This is a genomic window from Dorea sp. MB18-49 (genome assembly GCF_023669465.1).
GTDB lineage: Bacteria > Bacillota > Clostridia > Lachnospirales > Lachnospiraceae > Dorea_A > Dorea_A longicatena.
The window spans coordinates 284,040-303,573 of record NZ_JAMOYX010000001.1 but is presented as its reverse complement, the minus strand read 5'-3'; the positions used below and the strand labels follow the sequence as shown (position 1 = coordinate 303,573).

At 42.2% G+C, this 19,534-nt stretch carries 22 protein-coding genes; all 22 read right to left on the bottom strand.

Going from position 1 to position 19,534, the window contains the following annotated elements; translation table 11 throughout:
• Positions 1-24: 24 nt before the first annotated feature.
• On the bottom strand, positions 25-669 hold the full coding sequence (locus tag NCY30_RS01570) for a vitamin B12 dependent-methionine synthase activation domain-containing protein (RefSeq protein ID WP_006426472.1): 645 nt from the start codon (positions 667-669) through the stop codon (positions 25-27).
• 10 nt (positions 670-679) lie between these two features.
• Entirely contained in the window at positions 680-1,549 is an 870-nt protein-coding gene (gene metF, locus NCY30_RS01565) for a methylenetetrahydrofolate reductase [NAD(P)H] (protein ID WP_006426471.1), read from the bottom strand.
• A 31-nt stretch (positions 1,550-1,580) separates the two neighbouring features.
• Complete coding sequence (gene glgA / locus NCY30_RS01560) at positions 1,581-3,017, bottom strand: glycogen synthase GlgA (protein ID WP_250818416.1); 1,437 nt, start codon at positions 3,015-3,017, stop codon at positions 1,581-1,583.
• Positions 3,018-3,086: 69 nt separating this feature from the next.
• Positions 3,087-3,791: a sporulation transcription factor Spo0A gene (gene spo0A / locus NCY30_RS01555; protein ID WP_331476436.1), complete on the bottom strand. Its 705-nt coding sequence runs from the start codon at positions 3,789-3,791 to the stop codon at positions 3,087-3,089.
• 202 nt (positions 3,792-3,993) lie between these two features.
• Entirely contained in the window at positions 3,994-5,058 is a 1,065-nt protein-coding gene (gene spoIVB, locus NCY30_RS01550; RefSeq protein WP_006426468.1) for a SpoIVB peptidase, read from the bottom strand.
• Positions 5,059-5,151: 93 nt separating this feature from the next.
• Positions 5,152-6,825, bottom strand: coding sequence for a DNA repair protein RecN (recN, locus tag NCY30_RS01545; protein WP_250818415.1), 1,674 nt, complete (start codon positions 6,823-6,825; stop codon positions 5,152-5,154).
• A gap of 8 nt (positions 6,826-6,833) precedes the next feature.
• Positions 6,834-7,283 carry an arginine repressor gene (gene argR / locus NCY30_RS01540; protein WP_006426466.1) on the bottom strand — a complete coding sequence of 150 codons (450 nt, stop codon included), beginning with the start codon at positions 7,281-7,283 and terminating at the stop codon, positions 6,834-6,836.
• 4 nt (positions 7,284-7,287) lie between these two features.
• A complete protein-coding gene (locus NCY30_RS01535) occupies positions 7,288-8,127 on the bottom strand; it encodes an NAD(+)/NADH kinase (RefSeq protein WP_006426465.1) in 840 nt (279 codons plus the stop codon).
• Between the two features lie 6 nt (positions 8,128-8,133).
• The gene (locus tag NCY30_RS01530) at positions 8,134-8,943 is read right to left on the bottom strand and encodes a TlyA family RNA methyltransferase (RefSeq protein WP_006426464.1); all 810 of its coding nucleotides are present in this window, start codon (positions 8,941-8,943) and stop codon (positions 8,134-8,136) included.
• A 15-nt stretch (positions 8,944-8,958) separates the two neighbouring features.
• A complete protein-coding gene (dxs, locus tag NCY30_RS01525; RefSeq protein WP_022415519.1) occupies positions 8,959-10,821 on the bottom strand; it encodes a 1-deoxy-D-xylulose-5-phosphate synthase in 1,863 nt (620 codons plus the stop codon).
• Positions 10,822-10,836: 15 nt separating this feature from the next.
• Complete coding sequence (locus NCY30_RS01520) at positions 10,837-11,739, bottom strand: polyprenyl synthetase family protein (protein ID WP_006426462.1); 903 nt, start codon at positions 11,737-11,739, stop codon at positions 10,837-10,839.
• Entirely contained in the window at positions 11,729-11,956 is a 228-nt protein-coding gene (gene xseB, locus NCY30_RS01515) for an exodeoxyribonuclease VII small subunit (protein WP_006426461.1), read from the bottom strand. The genes NCY30_RS01520 and xseB overlap by 11 nt, the downstream gene beginning before the upstream one ends.
• A 39-nt stretch (positions 11,957-11,995) precedes the next feature.
• Positions 11,996-13,210: an exodeoxyribonuclease VII large subunit gene (xseA, locus tag NCY30_RS01510; protein ID WP_055181902.1), complete on the bottom strand. Its 1,215-nt coding sequence runs from the start codon at positions 13,208-13,210 to the stop codon at positions 11,996-11,998.
• Positions 13,211-13,223: 13 nt separating this feature from the next.
• Positions 13,224-13,622, bottom strand: a complete 399-nt coding sequence (gene nusB / locus NCY30_RS01505; RefSeq protein WP_022415520.1) for a transcription antitermination factor NusB — start codon at positions 13,620-13,622, stop codon at positions 13,224-13,226.
• Positions 13,623-14,006, bottom strand: a complete 384-nt coding sequence (locus NCY30_RS01500; RefSeq protein WP_006427558.1) for an Asp23/Gls24 family envelope stress response protein — start codon at positions 14,004-14,006, stop codon at positions 13,623-13,625.
• Between the two features lie 107 nt (positions 14,007-14,113).
• Positions 14,114-15,718: a peptide chain release factor 3 gene (locus NCY30_RS01495; RefSeq protein WP_055181901.1), complete on the bottom strand. Its 1,605-nt coding sequence runs from the start codon at positions 15,716-15,718 to the stop codon at positions 14,114-14,116.
• 126 nt (positions 15,719-15,844) lie between these two features.
• Positions 15,845-16,507 carry a SpoIIIAH-like family protein gene (locus NCY30_RS01490; RefSeq protein ID WP_044920015.1) on the bottom strand — a complete coding sequence of 221 codons (663 nt, stop codon included), beginning with the start codon at positions 16,505-16,507 and terminating at the stop codon, positions 15,845-15,847.
• Between the two features lie 31 nt (positions 16,508-16,538).
• Positions 16,539-17,183 carry a hypothetical protein gene (locus NCY30_RS01485; RefSeq protein ID WP_330608821.1) on the bottom strand — a complete coding sequence of 215 codons (645 nt, stop codon included), beginning with the start codon at positions 17,181-17,183 and terminating at the stop codon, positions 16,539-16,541.
• Positions 17,158-17,622 carry a stage III sporulation protein AF gene (locus tag NCY30_RS01480; protein ID WP_250818414.1) on the bottom strand — a complete coding sequence of 155 codons (465 nt, stop codon included), beginning with the start codon at positions 17,620-17,622 and terminating at the stop codon, positions 17,158-17,160. Before NCY30_RS01480 ends, NCY30_RS01485 begins: the two co-directional genes overlap by 26 nt.
• The gene (locus NCY30_RS01475; RefSeq protein WP_250818413.1) at positions 17,615-18,883 is read right to left on the bottom strand and encodes a stage III sporulation protein AE; all 1,269 of its coding nucleotides are present in this window, start codon (positions 18,881-18,883) and stop codon (positions 17,615-17,617) included. Before NCY30_RS01475 ends, NCY30_RS01480 begins: the two co-directional genes overlap by 8 nt.
• Before the next feature lie 8 nt (positions 18,884-18,891).
• Complete coding sequence (locus NCY30_RS01470; protein ID WP_442873326.1) at positions 18,892-19,248, bottom strand: SpoIIIAC/SpoIIIAD family protein; 357 nt, start codon at positions 19,246-19,248, stop codon at positions 18,892-18,894.
• Positions 19,249-19,337: 89 nt separating this feature from the next.
• A complete protein-coding gene (gene spoIIIAC / locus NCY30_RS01465) occupies positions 19,338-19,532 on the bottom strand; it encodes a stage III sporulation protein AC (protein ID WP_006427565.1) in 195 nt (64 codons plus the stop codon).
• Positions 19,533-19,534 lie beyond the last annotated feature (2 nt).

The window sequence follows — 19,534 nt, the reverse complement described above, 5'->3', positions numbered from 1 at the left end:
TGCTCCTATCCTCTTTCTTGTATCTTATGATCTGCGGTATGCGCAGTCTTTCTTCTGACACGCCTCACAACCTTTGATATGGCAGGAAGTCTCTGTTTCACTGAGACCGATCACTGCCGTCACCGATTTTGACGGTGTCAGCATATTGCCGCCGGTAAGTGTCAGCCCGATCTTCTTTGCCGTATCCAGCATACGGAGGATCATATCCTGATGTGCAATATCAAAGTCTCCATATCCAGGACTGAATCTCGGTCTGATATAATAACCCTCTTTCTTCATATCTGCTTCCAGAGCAGTCTGCCATTCATCCAGATATTCTTCCAGCATAGCAGCCGCACACGCCTGAAGTGTTACCACTCTTGCCATATCTCCGATGGAATATTTCCGCAATAGCAGATCAACTTTCGGTCCAAGCGTTGCACCCAGCAGCACTGCTTTTTTACATCCCGTCAGATTTTTATAAAGATTTTTACTGTGGATATCCAGATTTCCCAGAAGGATTCTTCCACTCTCCGGGAATTCTAATTCAAAAATGCGGTAGACGATCCTGCCGCACGCCGCCTGGGAAAGCTCTTCAAAACAGCTTTCCACAAGCTTTAGCGTATGATCATCTACCGCATGTCTGCCATATCCCAAGTAACGAATTGCTTCTTTCGTTCTTGCGTCCATTTTGTTTCCTCTATTTATTCAGAATCTCTGAAAGATTTGCCTGGATTGCCGCAGCAACCTCCGGTTTATTCATAGAATATACGTGAACATGGTTAATGCCATTTGCGAACAGATCGATGATCTGGTCTGTCGCATACGCAATACCTGCCTGCTGCATTGCTTTCGGATTATCTCCAAAGCGATCTACGATTGCTTTGAATCTCTCCGGAAGGTTGGTTCCGGACATAGACAGAATTCTCTTTACCTGATTTGCATTTGTTACCGGCATGATTCCCGGAATAACCGGAACGGTAACACCCTTTTCTCTCGCTCTATAGAGGAAATTATAAAGAATATTGTTATCAAAAAACATCTGTGTAGTCAGGAAATCTACACCACAGTCTACTTTCTGTTTCAGATGTGCAATATCATCCTTCTTATGTTCGGACTCTACATGTCCTTCCGGATAACATGCAGCCCCGATGCAGAAATCTCCCTGACTCTTGATATCCTCGATCAGCTCATATGCATACTGATAATGATTCGGAAGTGGGAATTCACTCTCTTGTGGAATATCTCCTCTGAGAGCAAGGATATTCTCAATTCCTGCTGCCTTTAACTGATCGATTACCTGATGCACTTCTTCTTTTGTTGATGATACACAAGTAAGATGTGCAAGGCTTGGTACATTATATTTATCTTTGATATGTGATGCAATCTTTACAGTATTCTTACTGGTACCGCCGCCTGCACCATATGTAACACTCATATATGACGGTTTCAATTCTGCAATTGCTTCTGTCGCCTTTAATACTCCTTCATATGCTGCATCTGTCTTCGGAGGAAATACCTCAAAAGAAAGATGCGGTGTCTTTTCTACTAATATATCACTGATTTTCATATTTTTTCTGTCATTCTCCTTTAGTCTGTTTTTACATTCCTTCGTATAATTCTTCGTACTGTTTTGCAGAATTCTTCCATGAGAAGTCTTTATTCATGGCACGTTCAACAATCTTGTTCCAGTCACGTTTCTTATCATAATAGATCTGTTCTGCATAACGTACAGTTGCCAGCATCTCATGTGCATTGTAGTTCATGAAACTGAATCCTGTACCAGTCTTTTCATACTCATTGTATGGTTCTACTGTATCTTTCAGACCGCCTGTCTCACGGACGATCGGAACTGTTCCGTAACGTAAACTCATCAACTGGCTGAGTCCGCATGGTTCAAACAGTGACGGCATAAGAAATGCATCACAGGACGCATAGATCTTATGAGACATTGCTTCTGAATAATAAATGTTTGCAGATACTTTTCCAGGATATTTCCATGCGAAATGGCGGAACATATTCTCATACTGTTCTTCTCCTGTACCAAGCGCTACGATCTGTACTGCATCCTGACACAGTTCATCCATTACATATGCAACAAGATCAAATCCCTTCTGATCTGTCAGTCTGGATACGATACCGATCATCATAGTTTTATGATTCTCTTCCAGACCAAGTTCCTTCTGAAGTGCGATCTTGTTCTTGATCTTCTCTTTACGGAAATTGCTGACATCATAATTTCTCTCGATCTTATTGTCTGTCAGTGGATTATAATCTTCATAATCAATTCCGTTCACAATTCCAGACAGGCAGTTTGCTCTTGCATTCATAAGACCGTCCAGTTTCTCGCCATAGAATGGTGTCTTAATTTCCTCTGCATAAGAGTTACTTACCGTCGTTACTCTGTCCGCATATACGATTCCACCTTTCAGGTAGTTTGCATCCTTGTATGCTTCCAACTTATCCGGTGCGAAATAATACTGTGGTAATCCGGTAATGTCTCTGACACGCTTCGGATCCCATGTTCCCTGGAACTTCAGGTTATGTATAGTCATCACCGTCTTGATTCCACGGTAAAATTCATTGCCATATCTGAAATTATCCAGATAGACCGGAACCAGTCCTGTCTGCCAGTCATGGCAGTGAATGATGTCTGGTCTGAAATCGATCAGTGGAAGTGCACTTAATACAGCTTTTGAGAAGAATGCGAATTTCTCAATATCCGCATACATATCACCGTATGGTGCATATCCGTTAAAGTAATATTCGTTATCTATAAAATAAAACTTAATTCCGTCGTATTCCATTTCAAGAACGCCAACATACTGTTTTCTCCAGTTCAAGTCCATATAAAAATGAGTATGATACTGAAGTTTTTCTTCCCATTCGTCTTTCATGCACATATACTTTGGAAGCATTACGCGCACATCGTATTTTTCTTTATCAAAATATTTCGGTAATGATCCGACAACATCGGCAAGTCCTCCTGTTTTGATAAATGGGACTGACTCAGATGCCGCAAATAATATTTTCTTCATTGCATTTCCCTCCCAACCTTAGAATACTTTATCATTATAACGTATTTTTATTCAGAATAAAAGGGTTGTTTAGCGGTTTTTATTTTCCAGTCGGATCGTATCTGCGATCAATGCTATAAATTCTGAATTTGTAGGTTTTCCCTTTCTATTACTTACTGTATATCCAAATAACTCATCCAGCGTATCAAGCTTTCCACGGCTCCATGCAACTTCGATTGCGTGACGAATTGCTCTTTCCACTCTGCTTGCCGTTGTCTGATGCATCTTGGCAATTGTAGGATACAAAACCTTCGTAATCGCATTCAACACATCCATATCATCCACTGCCATAATGATCGCATCCCGCAGATAATGATATCCTTTTATGTGCGCCGGTATTCCGATTTCATGGATCATATCCGTCACACGAGTCTCTAGATTATATTCTTGCTTTTTGGAAACTGCATTCCGGCTTTCGGATTCCGAACTGTTCTTTCTCTCCCCGTTTCCCGCATCTTTGATCCTGCTTAAGATCATATCATTGTGAAATGGTTTCATCACATAGTAACTTGCTCCTTTTCGGAAGGCATCTTCTGTAATTCTTTCCTGTCCGACAGCTGTCACGATAATAAATTCCGGTCGTTTGGTAATCTGCTCATCCATATTTACTTTTTCCATCACACTTAATCCATCCATCTTTGGCATGATCAGATCCAGTAATACAACATCCGGTTTCTTTTCTTTGATCAGATGATAGATATCTTCACCGTTATCAGCTTTTCCTATCAGATTCAAATCCTGGTCTTACTCTATGATTTCACCCAGCATATCCAAAATTCTTTCATTGTCGTCAGCGATTGCTACATTAACTTCTCTCATTTTACGTAATGCCTCCTTGTCCCTTAATAATTATGTCGAGTTTTATTATATATTTTCCTCAATTTTCGAACAAGAAAATACTGTCGTAAAAACATGACCTGCATCGACAAAATTCTGATTATTCTACATATTTCAGCATATTTTCGATAAAAATCCCATAACCCCTCGTTGGATCACTGACAAATACATGGGTAACCGCACCCGCTATCTTTCCATTCTGGATAATTGGTGTTCCCGACATTCCCTGAATGATTCCGCCTGTAATTTCCAGCAATTTTGGATCTGTCACTTCTATTTCGAGTCCTTTATTTTCCTCTCTGGTATGTTTGTCAATTTTTGTAATACGAATTTTATACTCTTTTACTTTTCCTTCCACACAGCATCGGATTTTTGCATCTCCTTTTTTTATTTCATCCGTCTGCATTATCTCCATCGGATCCGTGTCCTGAAACAGGTTTTCTGTGCGGTCAAGCGTTCCAAAAATCCCACAATCCGTATTTTTATCAATTTTTCCAAGCACATTATATCTGTTATAAACAATGATTCCTTCAATGCCTCCTGGATTACCGTCAATTCCTTTCTGGATACTTCGTATACTGGTTTCGTATACTCTTCCATTTCGAATCTCCATAAGTGCATTCGTATCTGTGTCATGAATTCCATGTCCAAGTGCTCCAAATCTGCTGTCAGAATTAAGAAATGTTACTGTTCCAAGTCCCTGTGCATTGTCCCTTACCCATATCCCGAGCATGCAATTATTTTTTTTGCTCCTGACCGGTTTTACCTTCACTTCCAGATATTCCGAATCTCTGCGCAGCTTTAAAATCACATCTGTTCCATCTGTAGTTTTTAATATCGTCTGTAGTTCTTTTTTATCCCTGATCTTCGTTCCATTGCATTCTACGATATAATCACCGGCCTTTACCAGATGTCTTGCCGGTTCCAGTCGTTCACCGTCTGTTCCTGTAACCTTCTCTGTTCCAAGAACCATGACTCCTTCTGTTTCCAGATAGATTCCGATCGGCATACCTCCCGGGATCACCGTATTGTCAGACACCGTCCCCGCGCTTACTTCCTCTTTTTCGTTACGTTCCATTTTTTCCTTCACTGAATATCCCGTGTAAAAAAAGACAGAAAAAACAAGTGTTATGATCAGACATTTTCGATACCAATATTTTCTCATGTTCCACACCTCAAAAAAAGATAGACATCCCTGCAAGAATGTCTATCTTAGTATGTGGTATTTTATAAAAAATACTCTGGATCTGTATACTTTTTATTTTATCTGACCTGCCAGATTTTTCATCTCTTTTGCGCTTTGGATCACGGTATCTGTAATTTTTGCACCGCCGAGGATCCTTGCCAGCTCTTCTACCGACTTTTCTTCTGTCAGCGGATAAATGTGTGTACGCGTCACTGCATCCTCTGTCTTTTTTTCAATCAGAAAATGCTGATCTGCCATCGCTGCAATCTGTGCAAGATGTGTAATACAGATCACCTGATGTTCTTTTCCGATCAATGCCATCTTTTCCGACACTTTCTGTGCCGTACGTCCGCTGATACCAACATCAATTTCATCAAAGATCAGTGTCTCAATCTCATCTTTATCTGCCATTACAGCTTTGATCGCCAGCATGATTCTGGAAAGCTCACCACCGGAAGCAACTTCTGTCAATGGTTTCACCTGCTGTCCCTGGTTGAGCGAAATACGGAATTCTGCATCATCAATGCCATCTTTGGAATATTCTTTCTTTTCCGCAAAATGTATCTCAAACTGCACCTGTTCAAAATTCAGGTCTTCCAAGCCTTTCTGGATCTTCTTTTCCAGCATGTTTGCCTTCTTCTTTCGAAGAGTCGAAAGTTTCTGCGCCCTTTTAAGATAATCCTGTTCCAACTGCTCACAGGATGCTTTCAATTCCTGCATATACGCATCATAGTTTTCCAGAATTTCAATTCTTTCTTCCTGCTTCTTACAGTACTCCATGATCTTTTCATACGAGTTACCATATTTCGTCTTCAGATGATTGATCTCATTTAACCGTTTTTCTGTTTCATAAAACTCTTCATCCGAAAATTCACAGTTTTTCTGATACTCCGCCAGTTCGTGATTGAAATCATTTAACAGATTATCTACATCCGCAAGCTGCGAATATAACTGCGCAAGCTGCTCATCAGCATCTGAAACTTCCGACAGGGTTCTAAGTGCCCTTCCGAGCTTTTCGCTTGCGCTTTCCCCATCTCCGCCTGTATACTGATAGCTTTCGGTCACGCTCTGGACAATCCGCTTTCCATTGCACATACGACGGTAAAGTGACTCCAGCTCTTCGTCCTCATGCTCTTTTAATTCTGCCTGCACGATCTCATCGACTTCGAATTGTAAAAATGCCAGTTCTTTCACCCTTTCGGATTCATCTGCTCCTGCCTCTGACAGTTCTTTTTGTTTTTCTTTGTACTGCCGCCATATCTCTACGACTTTTTCTTTCTGTCTCTTCGTCTCTTCACCTGCAAAAGCATCAACGATCGCCAGATGATTCTTTTTATAAAGCAGTGACTGATGTTCATGCTGTCCGTGAATATCGATCAAAATCGATGATACTGCTTTAAGTGTCGCCATCTGTACTGTCTCGCAATTGATCTTGCTGACACTTCTTCCTTCCATCAGTCTTCTCTGCAGTGTAATAAACCCATCTTCCGGGTAAATATCCAGTTCTTTTAATTTACGGATCTGCCGTTCATTTTCGACTGAAAATGTCAGCTCCACCAATCCGTATCTCGCTCCCTGGCGAAGAATGTCTTTCGTGTATCTTCCGCCAAGAGCAAGATTGACCGAGCCTAGAATGATTGACTTCCCGGCACCGGTCTCTCCTGTTAATATGTTCAGCCCTCTGCCAAACTCTACTTCGATCTCATCGATCAAAGCCAGGTTTTTCACATGCAAATATTGTAACATGCATCCTCCTATAAGATAATCTTGCTGATCTTGTCCATTACTTTTACCGTGTCATCCACGCTTCGTATTGCACACATAATCGTGTCATCTCCCGCAATACTTCCGACAATTTCATTCCATTTCATTGCATCCAGTGCCGCACATACAGCACTTGCCATTCCGGCCACTGTCTTGATCACCAGAATATTCTGTGCCATATCCATAGACAGATACCCTTCTCTTAAAACACGGATATATTTCTCACTCATTCCATTCTCATTATGCTGGTGCAGTGCATATCTCTGTTTTCCATTTTCTGAAGGTATCTTTGTAAGTTTCAGGTCACGGATATCTCTGGATACCGTTGCCTGAGTAACTTTGAATCCCTCCTGGTTCAGATATTCCGCCAGTTCTTCCTGCGTTTCAATATGATATTTATTAATCAATTCAATAATCTTCGCATGTCTGTTAACTTTCATATCATCAATTTCCCTTCATCTTTCTCCGTAATATTTCCAAAAAACTGATTTTATTAATCTTCATGATTTTTGTCGACTCTTTTGCCTTGCAAATGGTCAGACGATCTCCTGTCTCAAGCGGCACGCTGGTCGCACCGTCAAATGTAACCAGTACTTTTTCTATATTGCCTCTGCGTCCTTCTCCGATCTCAATCACGATCTCATCGTCGGAAGACAGAACAATGCTTCTTGTGTTCAACGCATGAGAACAGATTGGTGTGATCACAGTAAGAGACGCCGTAGGTTCTACGATCGGACCTCCCGCCGACATATTATATGCTGTAGAACCGGTTGGTGTGGAAATGATGATTCCATCCGCTTCATAGGAATTCAACAGTTCCCCGTTTACGAACAATTTAAAATATATAATACGCAGATCATCACCTTTACGTGACACAACAATATCATTAAGTGCAACATCTTTCTTTCCGTTCGGAAACATGCCTTCCAGCATCATACGCTCTTCATACAGATAATCACCTTTCAGCATCTGTGTGATATCTTCTGCCAGATTGCTTACCTCTACCTCTGTAAGATACCCAAGCGTTCCCATGTTGATACCCAGAATCGGAACGTCTCTTTTCCAGAGCGTTCTTGCCACTTCAATCAAACTCCCGTCACCGCCAATCACGATTGCACAATCGATCATGTCCGGAATCCGTTCCCTGATAATATTTTTCTCTGCATCTTTTTCACACAATATACAGCTTCTTCCCGCTATCTCCAGTAATTCCTTTACTTTTTCCGTCACCGCATGATTCGTATCTTTTCCATCATTTGTAACGATCCAAAACTTTTTTAACATCTGTCTCTAACCTTTCGCAAGTGTCGCAAATGACTGATCTACCGTCTTTTCGACATCAATCTCAGGCGAAATTCTGTCAGTCGCTTCGCATTTCTGTAAGTGGACCAGATATTCGATATTACCTTCCGGTCCTTTGATCGGAGAAAATTCCAGATTCAGCACTTCAAATCCGATAGACATTGCATAATCAATCACTTTATGGATGACTTCTATATGCGTACTTTTTTCGCGTACAACGCCTTTTTTCCCAACCTTTTCTCTTCCCGCTTCAAACTGTGGCTTGATCAGTGCAACTATCTGTCCGTCTTCCGTAAGATAATTACGAATCGGAAGTAACACTTTTGTAAGCGAAATAAATGATACATCAATAGATGAAAACTGTACCGGTTCTCCAATGTCTTCCGGTGTGACATAACGAATGTTCGTTTTTTCCATACATACAACTCGTGGATCCTGTCTGAGTTTCCAGTCAAGCTGTCCGCGGCCCACATCAATCGCAAATACTTTCACAGCACCATTCTGCAACATACAGTCCGTAAAGCCTCCTGTAGAAGAGCCTACATCTGTACATACCTTTCCTTCTACACTGACATCAAAATTCTTGATCGCTTTTTCCAGTTTCAGACCGCCGCGGCTGACATATGGAAGAGTATGACCTCGCACTTCGATCGTCGCTTCTTCCGGAAATGTAGTTCCTGCCTTATCTTCTTTCTGTCCGTCTACATATACGATCCCGGACATAATGATTGCCTTTGCCTTTTCTCTGGAAGCCGCCAGATTTCTTTTTACAAGTAATACATCTAATCGTTCTTTCATAATTTCTCCTGTTATCTACATTGTCTCATACATCTTACAGATCTGTGCCGTCATGGATTCTACGTCCAGACCAGTCTCTTTGCGCAGGACATCTACATTACCATGTTCTACATAATCATCCGGGAGTGCCAGAATCTGCACTCTCACATCTGCACCGGTCCTCATCAGATATTCACTTACATGTTCTCCAAATCCTCCGGATTTTACGTTTTCTTCAATCGTAACAATCAACCGATGCTTCTTTGTAAGCCGGTCCAGCATCTTGGCATCTAACGGTTTTATAAATCTCGCATTAATAAGCGAGCAGTCATAGCCTTTCTCTTTTAAATCTTCTCTTACCTTCAGTGCCTCTTCAAACATATGCCCTACGAAAATAATTGCAATATCACTTTCTTCATACAATATCTCACTTTTTCCGTATTCAATCGGACTTCTGAATTCCGGACAGACATCACATGCACTCCCCCTCGGATAGCGGATCGCGATCGGTCCATCATATGAGATACCAAATCTCACCATATCCGCCAGTTCCCATTTGTGTTTTGGTGACATGATTACCATGTTCGGGATACTGCTCAGATAAGACAGATCAAAAATTCCCTGATGTGTCTCTCCGTCATTGCCTACTAATCCCGCTCTGTCCACGGCAAACATCACAGGAAGATTCTGAAGTGCCACATCATGAATCATCTGATCATAAGCTCTTTGAAGGAAAGAAGAATATACCGCAAATACCGGTTTCATCCCGCCTGCCGCAAGTCCTGCCGCAAATGTCACTGCATGTTCTTCCGCAATCCCCACATCAAAAAAGCGGTTCGGATATTTCTTTCGGAATCTCGCAAGACCCGTTCCATCTGCCATTGCTGCAGTGATCGCCGCAAGTTTATCATTTCTTGCCGCTTCATCACACATTACTTTTCCAAATACATCTGTATATGAATCTTTTTTCTTCGGTTTTTCCGGTTCACCGGTCTCTACCTGGAACGGTCCGATCCCATGGAATTTATCCGGCTGTTCTTCTGCCGGTTCATATCCTTTTCCTTTTTTGGTAAGGACATGCAATAACACAGGTCCCTCAATCTTCCTTGCTTCTTTTAATGCACGTACCAACATTGGTATGCTGTGTCCCTGAATCGGTCCCAGATATGTAATTCCCATATCTTCAAAAAACATTCCTGGTACGATCAGCTGCTTCAGACTGCTTTTCGTCTTACGGATATGTTCAATCATAGGATCTCCTACAACCGGTACATTATGAAGCATATTCGTTACACCTTTTTTCAAATCTGTATAAAAATCCGCAGTACGAAGCTTCGCCAGATAATCCGACATTCCACCTACATTTTCGGAAATCGACATATGATTATCATTCAAAACAATAATAAAATTCTTCTTAAGCCTTGAAGCATTGTTCAAAGCTTCATAAGCCATACCTCCGGTCAGAGAACCATCCCCGATCACAGAGATCACACTGTAATCTTCTTTTTGCAGATCTCTTGCACATACATATCCAAGCCCCGCAGAAATAGAAGTCGAGCTGTGTCCCGTGTCAAATGCATCGCATGCACTTTCCTTTCTCTTTGGGAATCCGCTCATTCCACCATATTTTCTCAGGTCATCAAATCCATCTTTTCTACCGGTCAGGATCTTATGCGTATAAGACTGATGTCCGACATCCCATATAATCTTATCTTTCGGAAGATCAAAAACCAGATGTATTGCCATCGTAAGCTCTACCACGCCAAGATTTGATGCAAGATGACCACCGGTCCTGCTGATCTTTTCGATCAGAAACTGTCGGATTTCCTGTGCCAGTTCCGGCAGTTCCTCTGGTGCCAGTTTTTTTATATCATTTGCTTTTTGAATTCTTTCTAACATAACCAGGTATCCCCTCTATCTGTCTCTGTGGATCAACTGTATCAGCAGTTGTTCCAGATATTCATTCTCCCCTGAAAGCTGGTGAAGCAGATCTATTGCCTGATTGGATAATTCTTCTACTCTTTTTTGTGCCTGCTCAATTCCCAGAAGTGTTACATATGTTGTCTTCTGATTTTTTTCATCACTGTGGATTGGTTTTCCCAGTACTTCTTCCGTACTGGTCACGTCCAGGATATCATCCTGAATCTGGAATGCAATGCCCACATAATGTGCTATCTTTTCGACCTTTCGTACATCCTCTTCTTCTGCCCCTCCGAGAATTGCACCAATCATCATAGCACATTCGATCAGCGCTCCTGTCTTCAACTCATAAATCGTATCCAGAACATCTTTCGGCACAGCATGTCCTGTTTCTTTTACATCGATCACCTGTCCGCCGATCATTCCATAGACACCTGCTTTTCTGCCAAGGACACTAAGGGCACGTCCGATTTTAAGGCTCTCCTGCGGTGCTGTCTCAAACGCACGAAATGCTGTCTCAAACGCATAATTTAAAAGTGCATCCCCTGCCAGTATCCCCATATCTTCTCCATAGACAATATGTGTAGTCTTTCTGCCTCTGCGATATTCATCGTTGTCCATCGCAGGAAGATCATCATGAACCAGAGAATACGTATGAATCATTTCAAGCGCCGCCATAAATGGACAAAGCGCTTCTGTTTCATCGCCAAATAATCTGCTGGTCTCTCTCATTAACATTGGCCGTAGTCTTTTTCCCCCTGCCATCAGACTGTATTCCATAGCTTCCATGATCACCTTCTGATACCCTTCCGGTTTTGGAAGATATTCTTTCAGGATTTCTTCAATTTCGGCTACTTTCCTTTTCATCTGTACTGTAAATTCTTCTTTAGAATTCATGTTCCTCACCCTCTTCATCCAGTAACAGCATCTTCTTTTCTACCTTATCGATTTTACTGTTACATGCTTTCAGCATATCCATACCCTGATGATACAACCGGAAAGATTCCTCCAGCGAAATCTCCCCGTCTTCCATCTCTTTTATCGTCTGTTCCAGATCTGAGAAAATCTCCTCAAGGCTCTGGTCTTCCAAAGATTGTTCCTTTTTTTCTGCCATTGCATTTCTCCCGGTATCTGTCTGTTATCTTAATAATCCTTATATTTTATATGTCTTTTTCTGCACAGCTTTAACAGATGTACGGATGAGTCCATCCGTTACATATACTGTCAGCTCATCACCCATTTCCACCTGACGGATACTCTTTACAACACCACCGTCTGCTTCTTCCACATAGGCAAAGCCCTGGTTCAGCTTTCTGACCGGAGACAATCCATTCAGCTTTTCAATCTGAATCGCCAGGCGATGTCTTGCTTCTTTTACCCGGTCTCTCATCAGCGTTCGAAGTTCCTCTTCCAGTTCTATCAGTCTTTGCTGTTGATCCTGCAGTTTGTGACGTGGATGCAGATAAGAAAGCCTCACATCCAATTCTTTCAGTCGTAACCGGTTTATACGAATCGTTCCTGTCATGCTCCGATTCATTCTCAATCTGCATTCATCCAGATATCCCTGTAACTGTCTGTAATCCCAGACTGCAAGTTCTGCCGCCGCCGAAGGTGTCGGTGCACGCAGATCTGCCACATAATCTGCAATTGTCACATCTGTCTCATGGCCCACTGCCGATATCACAGGAACCTGACAGTCAAAAATTGCCCTTGCCACGCACTCATCGTTAAATGCCCACAGATCTTCGATCGAGCCTCCTCCTCTTCCGACAATGATCACGTCTACATTTTTTGTCTCCAGCATACGGATTCCACGCACGATTGATTCTTTCGCTCCCTCTCCCTGTACCTGTGCCGGATACAGAAGTAACTGTACATACGGATTACGTCTTGCAGATATATTCATGATATCCCGGACTGCCGCTCCTGTCGGTGCAGTCACTACGCCGATTCGCTTCGCATATCTCGGAATTGCTTTCTTATATTCCGGTGCAAACATTCCCATCTCTTCCAGTTCCTGCTTCAGCATCTGGTATTTCTCATAAAGTGTGCCTTCTCCGTCCAGACGGATCTCCTGCGCATAGAGCTGATAAGAGCCTGTTCTTTCGTAGACATTCACCGAACCAAGTACAATGATCTGCTGTCCTTCTCTCATATGAAAAGAGAGCCCGCCTCGCTGCCCCGCAAACATGACACAGGCAATCGTTCCGGACTCATCCTTTAATGAGAAATATATATGTCCCGATGTGTGATACTTACAGTTAGAGACTTCTCCTTTTACATAGATACGGTTCAGCATAAAGTCCTGGGTGAACATATTCTTTATATAAGAATTCACCTGTTTTACTGTATATACATTTCGAGCCATTCTCTACCTCTGATTAATCTGCAAGTTTTGCCAGTACTCCATTTACAAATGATGCACCGTCTTCACTGCTGTATTTCTTTGCAAGATTGACAGCTTCGTTGATCGCAACACCTGTCGGAACGTCCTCGTCCCACTTCATCTCGTAGACTGCAAGTCTTAAGATTGTAAGATCTACCTTATTCATACGGCCAGTCTTCCATCCTGTTGTATGTTCATTGATCAATGTGTCGATCTCATCAATCTTCTCTATAATCTTCTGTGCTTTCTGGCTGATATACTGCATATCTTTTTCCGTGGCACCTTCAATCTGCTCCAAATACAGTTCTGTCTGCGTTCCCTGTTCTGACTCTTCATTAAAATCAGCACCAAATATTAACTTAAAGATATGTTCTCTCTGCTCTGTTCTCTTCACTTATGCTTCCTCCGGTATCTCGACTCCGGCAACACGAATATTCACATCTGCCACCTCAAGTCCTGTCATGTTCTCAATTGCAGTTTTTACTTTTTCCTGCACTTTAGAAGTAATCTCTTTTATGCTGTATCCATAATTAAGATTTAATGCCAGGGATACAGTTACAATGCCATCCAGTACATCTACCTTTACACCCTTGGATAAAGACTTCATTCCAAGTTTGCTGATCAGTTCTCTTGTTGCATTACCTGCCATAGAAGCAACACCTTCTACTTCCATTGCTGCAAGACCTGCAATAATAGCTACAACTTCATCTGCAATCTTTACTTCTCCAAGATTTTCATCTGTTTTTATTGTATACGTATTCTTTTCTTCTTTACTCATCTTTTCAGAAACCTCCCGTCTGGTTTTTCACTGTCTTTTATTATAACAAACTTACATACATTTGAAAACCCCCAGTCAGCCTGGGAGTTTTATTTCTGTTTATATTTTTATGATCTGCCAAATTCCGTAAGTTTTAATCCATCATTTCTGTCTATCGTCATACGGATACTCCATTCATTCACGAACAGCAGTAATGGATGGCCTTTCAGATCTTTAACTTTCTTCATATCTGAAGTTCCTGTCAGCTTATCCAGATCAATCTCTTCATTTTCAATCCAGCGGATGTACTCATACGGAAGATTTTCCAGACGGATCTCTACATTATATTCGTTCTCCAGACGGTATTTCAACACATCAAACTGAAGTACGCCGACAACACCGACGATGATTTCTTCCATACCAGTATTGTATTCCTGGAAAATCTGGATCGCACCTTCCTGTGCGATCTGGTTGATTCCTTTGATAAACTGCTTTCTCTTCATCGTATCAACCTGACGTACACGTGCAAAATGCTCCGGTGCAAATGTCGGGATTCCTTCGTATGTGAATTTGTCCTGTGCTGTCGTCAATGTATCTCCGATTGAGAAGATCCCCGGATCAAATACACCGATAATATCTCCGCCATAAGCTTTACTGATCATCTTACGCTCACTTGCCATCATCTGCTGCGGCTGGGAAAGACGTACTTTCTTGCCACCCTGCATATGATATACATCCATACCGGCTTCGAATTCTCCGGAGCAGATACGCATGAATGCAATTCTGTCTCGGTGAGCCTTGTTCATATTGGCCTGAATCTTGAATACAAACGCTGAGAAATCTCCCTCTTCCATCGGATCGATCGGACCTCTGTCAGATATTCTCGGAAGCGGTGAGGTCGTCATCTGAAGAAAATGCTGAAGGAATGTCTCTACACCAAAGTTCGTAAGAGCGGAACCGAAGAAGACCGGCGAAAGTTCTCCTTTGCTTACCAGTTCCTGATCAAATTCTGCTCCGGCACCGTCCTGAAGTTCAATCTCCTCTTCCAGCTGTAATTTCTGGTCATCTGTAATAAGCCAGGAAATCTCCGGATCATTGATATCGACCTTCTTTACCTCTCCCTGAGTTGTTCCTTTTTTCGTATCGGAAAAGATCTCAACTTTTTTAGATGCTCTGTCATATACTCCCTTGAATTCTTTACCGGAACCGATTGGCCAGTTGATCGGACATGTGGCGATTCCAAGTTCATTTTCAATATCATCAAGAAGTTCAAATGTATCCATTGCCTCACGGTCCATCTTGTTAATGAATGTGAAGATCGGAATATGGCGCATCGTACATACTTTGAACAGCTTTCTTGTCTGCGCCTCGACACCCTTGGATGCGTCAATGACCATCACTGCGGAATCTGCCGCCATCAATGTACGGTACGTATCTTCCGAGAAGTCCTGATGTCCCGGTGTATCCAGAATATTGATACAGTATCCGTCATAATTAAACTGCAGTACAGAAGAAGTAACCGAAATACCTCTTTCTTTTTCAATCTCCATCCAGTCAGAAACCGCATGCTTTGCAGTTGCCTTTCCTTTTACGCTTCCCGCCTGATTGATGGCACCTCCGTAGAGAAGGAACTTCTCTGTCAGTGTCGTCTTACCTGCATCGGGATGTGAGATAATTGCAAATGTTCTTCTTTTCTTTATCTGATTCTTTACTTCATTCGTAATCTGTGACATATATTATACACTCCTAATTTATAGTATATCCGTTTATAGGCACTATTAGTCAGTATAACATATGTCTATAAAATGCTCAAATACATTTTTCCTGTATTTTCAAGGTTTTCCTGTGTTTTTAGATAATTACTTCGAATCTGCATTCACTGGATTGATCACAATATTCTGCGCTGCCACGCCCGTCTTTCTTGTCACAATGTCCTCGATCTGCGCCCGGTTCGCATCACTTAATTCCGAAGCACCTACGATCACATCTGCCTGATCATCCGTAATACTTACCACAGAATCGTTAAATCCTTTTGCCGCGAGCAGTGATTCTGCTGCCGCTTCTTTTTCTGCGATTTCTGTCATCTGTACCATCTGGTTCACTGCATTTTCTTTCTCTGCATCACTAAGATTCTTATTGTCGATAATGCTCTGTAATGTCTCTTTATTCTTGGAGCGTACCTGTTCCCTGCTCACCTTCGCCTGTGCTGCCACAGAACTTACCGTTCCGTTGGCGAGGACTGCTTCCCCAGGCGTTCCGTCTACACTGCCGTCATCTGTACTGCTGGCATTACCGTCTGTGCTGCCAGTATCTCCATCCTGACTTTTAATATCCCCAGATGATACAGATGTATCTTCATCAGAAATATCTAATAATTCCTTATTTGCAAGTTCCGAATTTGTTTCCTGTGTTTTCGTCTTACCTGGGAATAATTTGCCAGAGTAATTCATATACCCTGCTGCCGCGATCATTACTGCCAGCGTTGCAATCACAATCTGATTCTTTTTTGCGATCTTTTTCACTATCTTGCCCTCCTGCTCTTTCATACTGCTCTTAATTTGTCTGCTTTTTCATTATTCTAATCTTATGCGGTTCAATATCAAATAATGCCTGGACCGCACTGCTGATATTTTCTTTTACTACTGCATTTTCCCCACCGTCTGCGATCACTACCACACCTTCGATCTTGGGACTTAGTTCCTTACTCACATACGGGGATCCACTTCCTTGACTGTTGCTTTCACTGTCCGTCCTATACACCGTATTTTCTTTTTTGGATGTCTTTGACGACTGTCTGGTCCCTCCCTGGCTGTCTTCTTCCGTCACTGTTTCCTGATCCGATTCCGTATCCTTATCCAGTACCTTTTCCGCCGAGGATTTCAGCGTGATCATCACCTTTACTTCTCCGGCTCCTTCAATCTGCGATAAGGTTCGGCTCAGGCGGTCTTCCAGATAAGCTGTATACGCTTCCTCATCCGTTCCGGCAGATGTCCCGTTTACTGATTTTTCTGTATTATCGTTCGATGCGGACGACATATTTTCCTTTTTCTTTCCTGCAGGGACTGCAATCACCATCAGAAGAATTCCTGTAAGGAGCAGGATCAGAAGCTGATCTTTTCTTAGATTTTTTAATGAGAACTTTTTCCAGTTTCCAAGTTTATTTGAAAATAAATCACTCAGATTCTTTGCCGATTTCAATCTGCTCCACCTCGATTCTCCTGTTCTGGCTTACATTTTCATCTGAACTCCTGTCTGTGTTCGAATCTTGTATCTGATCCTCTGTATTCTGGCTGCCCGTACCCGAATTTTCTATGTTTTGATTCGCTACGTTCTGTCCATCTATATCGAGAATATCTTCCTGAACTTTCTGACTTTTTTCTTCCAGTTCACTGGTCCGAATCTTATATGCACTATCATGATAAATCTCTTCAAATGCGGCTCTCTTATCAAACAATTCCAGTACCGGTACAACCAGCATTGCCGCCAGAATCAGTCCCAGGAGAAAGCGGACATATTTTTGGAATCCATGATCCGGTATCATCTGCAGGATCACACTTCCAAGCACGGCAAAAAATGATAATTTCAAGATCCAGTTATAGATCATCTCCATCTGTTCCGCTCCTTCCCAGTCATGCATTTGTTACCGCCGCCACGATTGCGATCGTCAGCAGAAATAACACTCCCACGGTAAATACAATCTGCAGCAGTATCTGACATCCTTCTCCCACTGCTTCTACACATCCTGTGACACGTTCATCCGACACCATCTGGATCACGGCAGCCGCAAGCTTATAAAGCAGAGCCGTTCCCGCAGTCTGAACCAGCGGTATCACACACAGGGCAATGCAGATTACTGCTCCTGCCATTCCAATTCCATTCTTTACCAGCACTGCCGTTCCAAGCGCTACTTCCGTCATTCCGCCCAGAAGATTTCCTACTCCCGGAATTGCCTCTGCCCCTTTCAGCACAGTACTTCTCTTCACCGTATCGATCGCGGGACTGATCATTCCCTGAATCAGATTCGCACCGATGACACACGCAAGTGCCGTCTTCAGTGTCCAGCGGATGATCAGTTCCAGGAATTCCGATAATTTTCCCAGCATATCTTCCGGTCCCAGAAAGTTCAGAACACGGATGATCATATATACCCGCACCATCGGCAACAGTACATTTCCGATTATGATCTCAACCGCATAGATCAGGAACAGAACAAGATTATAAAAGGCCACTCCGGTCACGCTTCCCTTCGCAACCGCAACTGCCAGAAAGTAAACCGGATAAAACACTCCCATAAAAGCAGTGATATTACGTATCCCGGATTCCACCCACTGAATAACCACATCGAATGCCGCAACCGTCAGTGCCGCCAATAATATATAAATCATATAGAAACCGACACTTGCCACCTGTCGGTTCTGAAGGGTACCCGCGAACTGATTCATGAATGCTGCGATCATTGCGATCAGCAAAATATGTACCAGATTTTTCTTCCCTGTCTGAAGCAGATAAAACATCTGTTCTCCGGCAAATTCGGTAAGAAGTTTGACGGAAGATTTCAGATCTCCGGTTAAAATTTCTGATATTACTTCTTGAAATGCAATCCGTTTTTCAGGAAACAGTGAGCGTAAGGAATCATCGATTTCTCCATATTCAAATTCCGAAAGGATGGTTTCTTTTATTTTCTGTTGTTCCTGTTCTGCATCTTCCGCAGTATTTTCACTGTCTTCAGATAATTCATCTGCATAACAATATATAAGTCCTACATTTCTCGTCGATAAAAACAACAGAAAAAAAGCCAAAATACAGCAAATAAAAACACCTGCCAGTTTTTCACATTTCTTTTCACATTGCAGATTACAGCTCTCATTATCTTCCACATTCAATTTCTTATATTTCATATCGTATCTCATACCAGAAATCCCCGTATCGTCTGCAAAAGCGCACTTAAAACCGGAAGGCTCAAAACCAGAATCGTAATCTTTGCGAACACTTCAATCTGTAATGCGATCGTCTGATACCCCGCATCTTTACAGATTGCCGACGAAAATTCAGCTGCATATGTAATTCCCAGAATTTTCCACAATGTTTTAAAATAATCACTGTTAAGCCCTACTACATTACTGACCTCATTCAGTACATCTTTGAGCAGACTGATCTTTCCAAGCAGAGATGCAAAGATCAGCATGCCAAGAGCGATACTGATATAGATGCCATATTCCGATTTCCCGCTTTTGAACTGAAGTGCCAGCAGAACTCCTGCCACCCCCAGTATCCCAATCTACAGCATGCTCATGCGTTCCACCTCCCATGCCTGTACAGAATACATTTTTTACAACATATAGCCCCTTTCCTTTATAATGAAAATAAATTCTGGATGGATTCAAACAGATCATAAATATACGGCACGATCCAGAACAGTACCAGCAAAAGTCCTGCAAGACTGGTCAGAAAAGCCTGTTCTTCCCTCCCACTGTGCTTCAGCACCTGACACAGTATCGATACCAGAATCCCGACCGCTGCAATTTTAAATATCAGATTTATCGTCATAC

Coding starts and splice junctions, on each gene's coding strand:
- NCY30_RS01570 (WP_006426472.1), bottom strand. CDS start 669: ATGGACGCAAGAACGAAAGAAGCAATTCGTTACTTGGGATATGGCAGA.
- metF (WP_006426471.1), bottom strand. CDS start 1,549: ATGAAAATCAGTGATATATTAGTAGAAAAGACACCGCATCTTTCTTTT.
- glgA (WP_250818416.1), bottom strand. CDS start 3,017: ATGAAGAAAATATTATTTGCGGCATCTGAGTCAGTCCCATTTATCAAA.
- spoIVB (WP_006426468.1), bottom strand. CDS start 5,058: ATGAGAAAATATTGGTATCGAAAATGTCTGATCATAACACTTGTTTTT.
- recN (WP_250818415.1), bottom strand. CDS start 6,825: ATGTTACAATATTTGCATGTGAAAAACCTGGCTTTGATCGATGAGATC.
- argR (WP_006426466.1), bottom strand. CDS start 7,283: ATGAAAGTTAACAGACATGCGAAGATTATTGAATTGATTAATAAATAT.
- NCY30_RS01535 (WP_006426465.1), bottom strand. CDS start 8,127: ATGTTAAAAAAGTTTTGGATCGTTACAAATGATGGAAAAGATACGAAT.
- NCY30_RS01530 (WP_006426464.1), bottom strand. CDS start 8,943: ATGAAAGAACGATTAGATGTATTACTTGTAAAAAGAAATCTGGCGGCT.
- dxs (WP_022415519.1), bottom strand. CDS start 10,821: ATGTTAGAAAGAATTCAAAAAGCAAATGATATAAAAAAACTGGCACCA.
- NCY30_RS01520 (WP_006426462.1), bottom strand. CDS start 11,739: ATGAATTCTAAAGAAGAATTTACAGTACAGATGAAAAGGAAAGTAGCC.
- xseB (WP_006426461.1), bottom strand. CDS start 11,956: ATGGCAGAAAAAAAGGAACAATCTTTGGAAGACCAGAGCCTTGAGGAG.
- xseA (WP_055181902.1), bottom strand. CDS start 13,210: ATGGCTCGAAATGTATATACAGTAAAACAGGTGAATTCTTATATAAAG.
- NCY30_RS01500 (WP_006427558.1), bottom strand. CDS start 14,006: ATGAGTAAAGAAGAAAAGAATACGTATACAATAAAAACAGATGAAAAT.
- NCY30_RS01495 (WP_055181901.1), bottom strand. CDS start 15,718: ATGTCACAGATTACGAATGAAGTAAAGAATCAGATAAAGAAAAGAAGA.
- NCY30_RS01480 (WP_250818414.1), bottom strand. CDS start 17,622: ATGCATGACTGGGAAGGAGCGGAACAGATGGAGATGATCTATAACTGG.
- NCY30_RS01475 (WP_250818413.1), bottom strand. CDS start 18,883: ATGAAATATAAGAAATTGAATGTGGAAGATAATGAGAGCTGTAATCTG.
- spoIIIAC (WP_006427565.1), bottom strand. CDS start 19,532: ATGACGATAAATCTGATATTTAAAATTGCAGCGGTCGGGATTCTGGTA.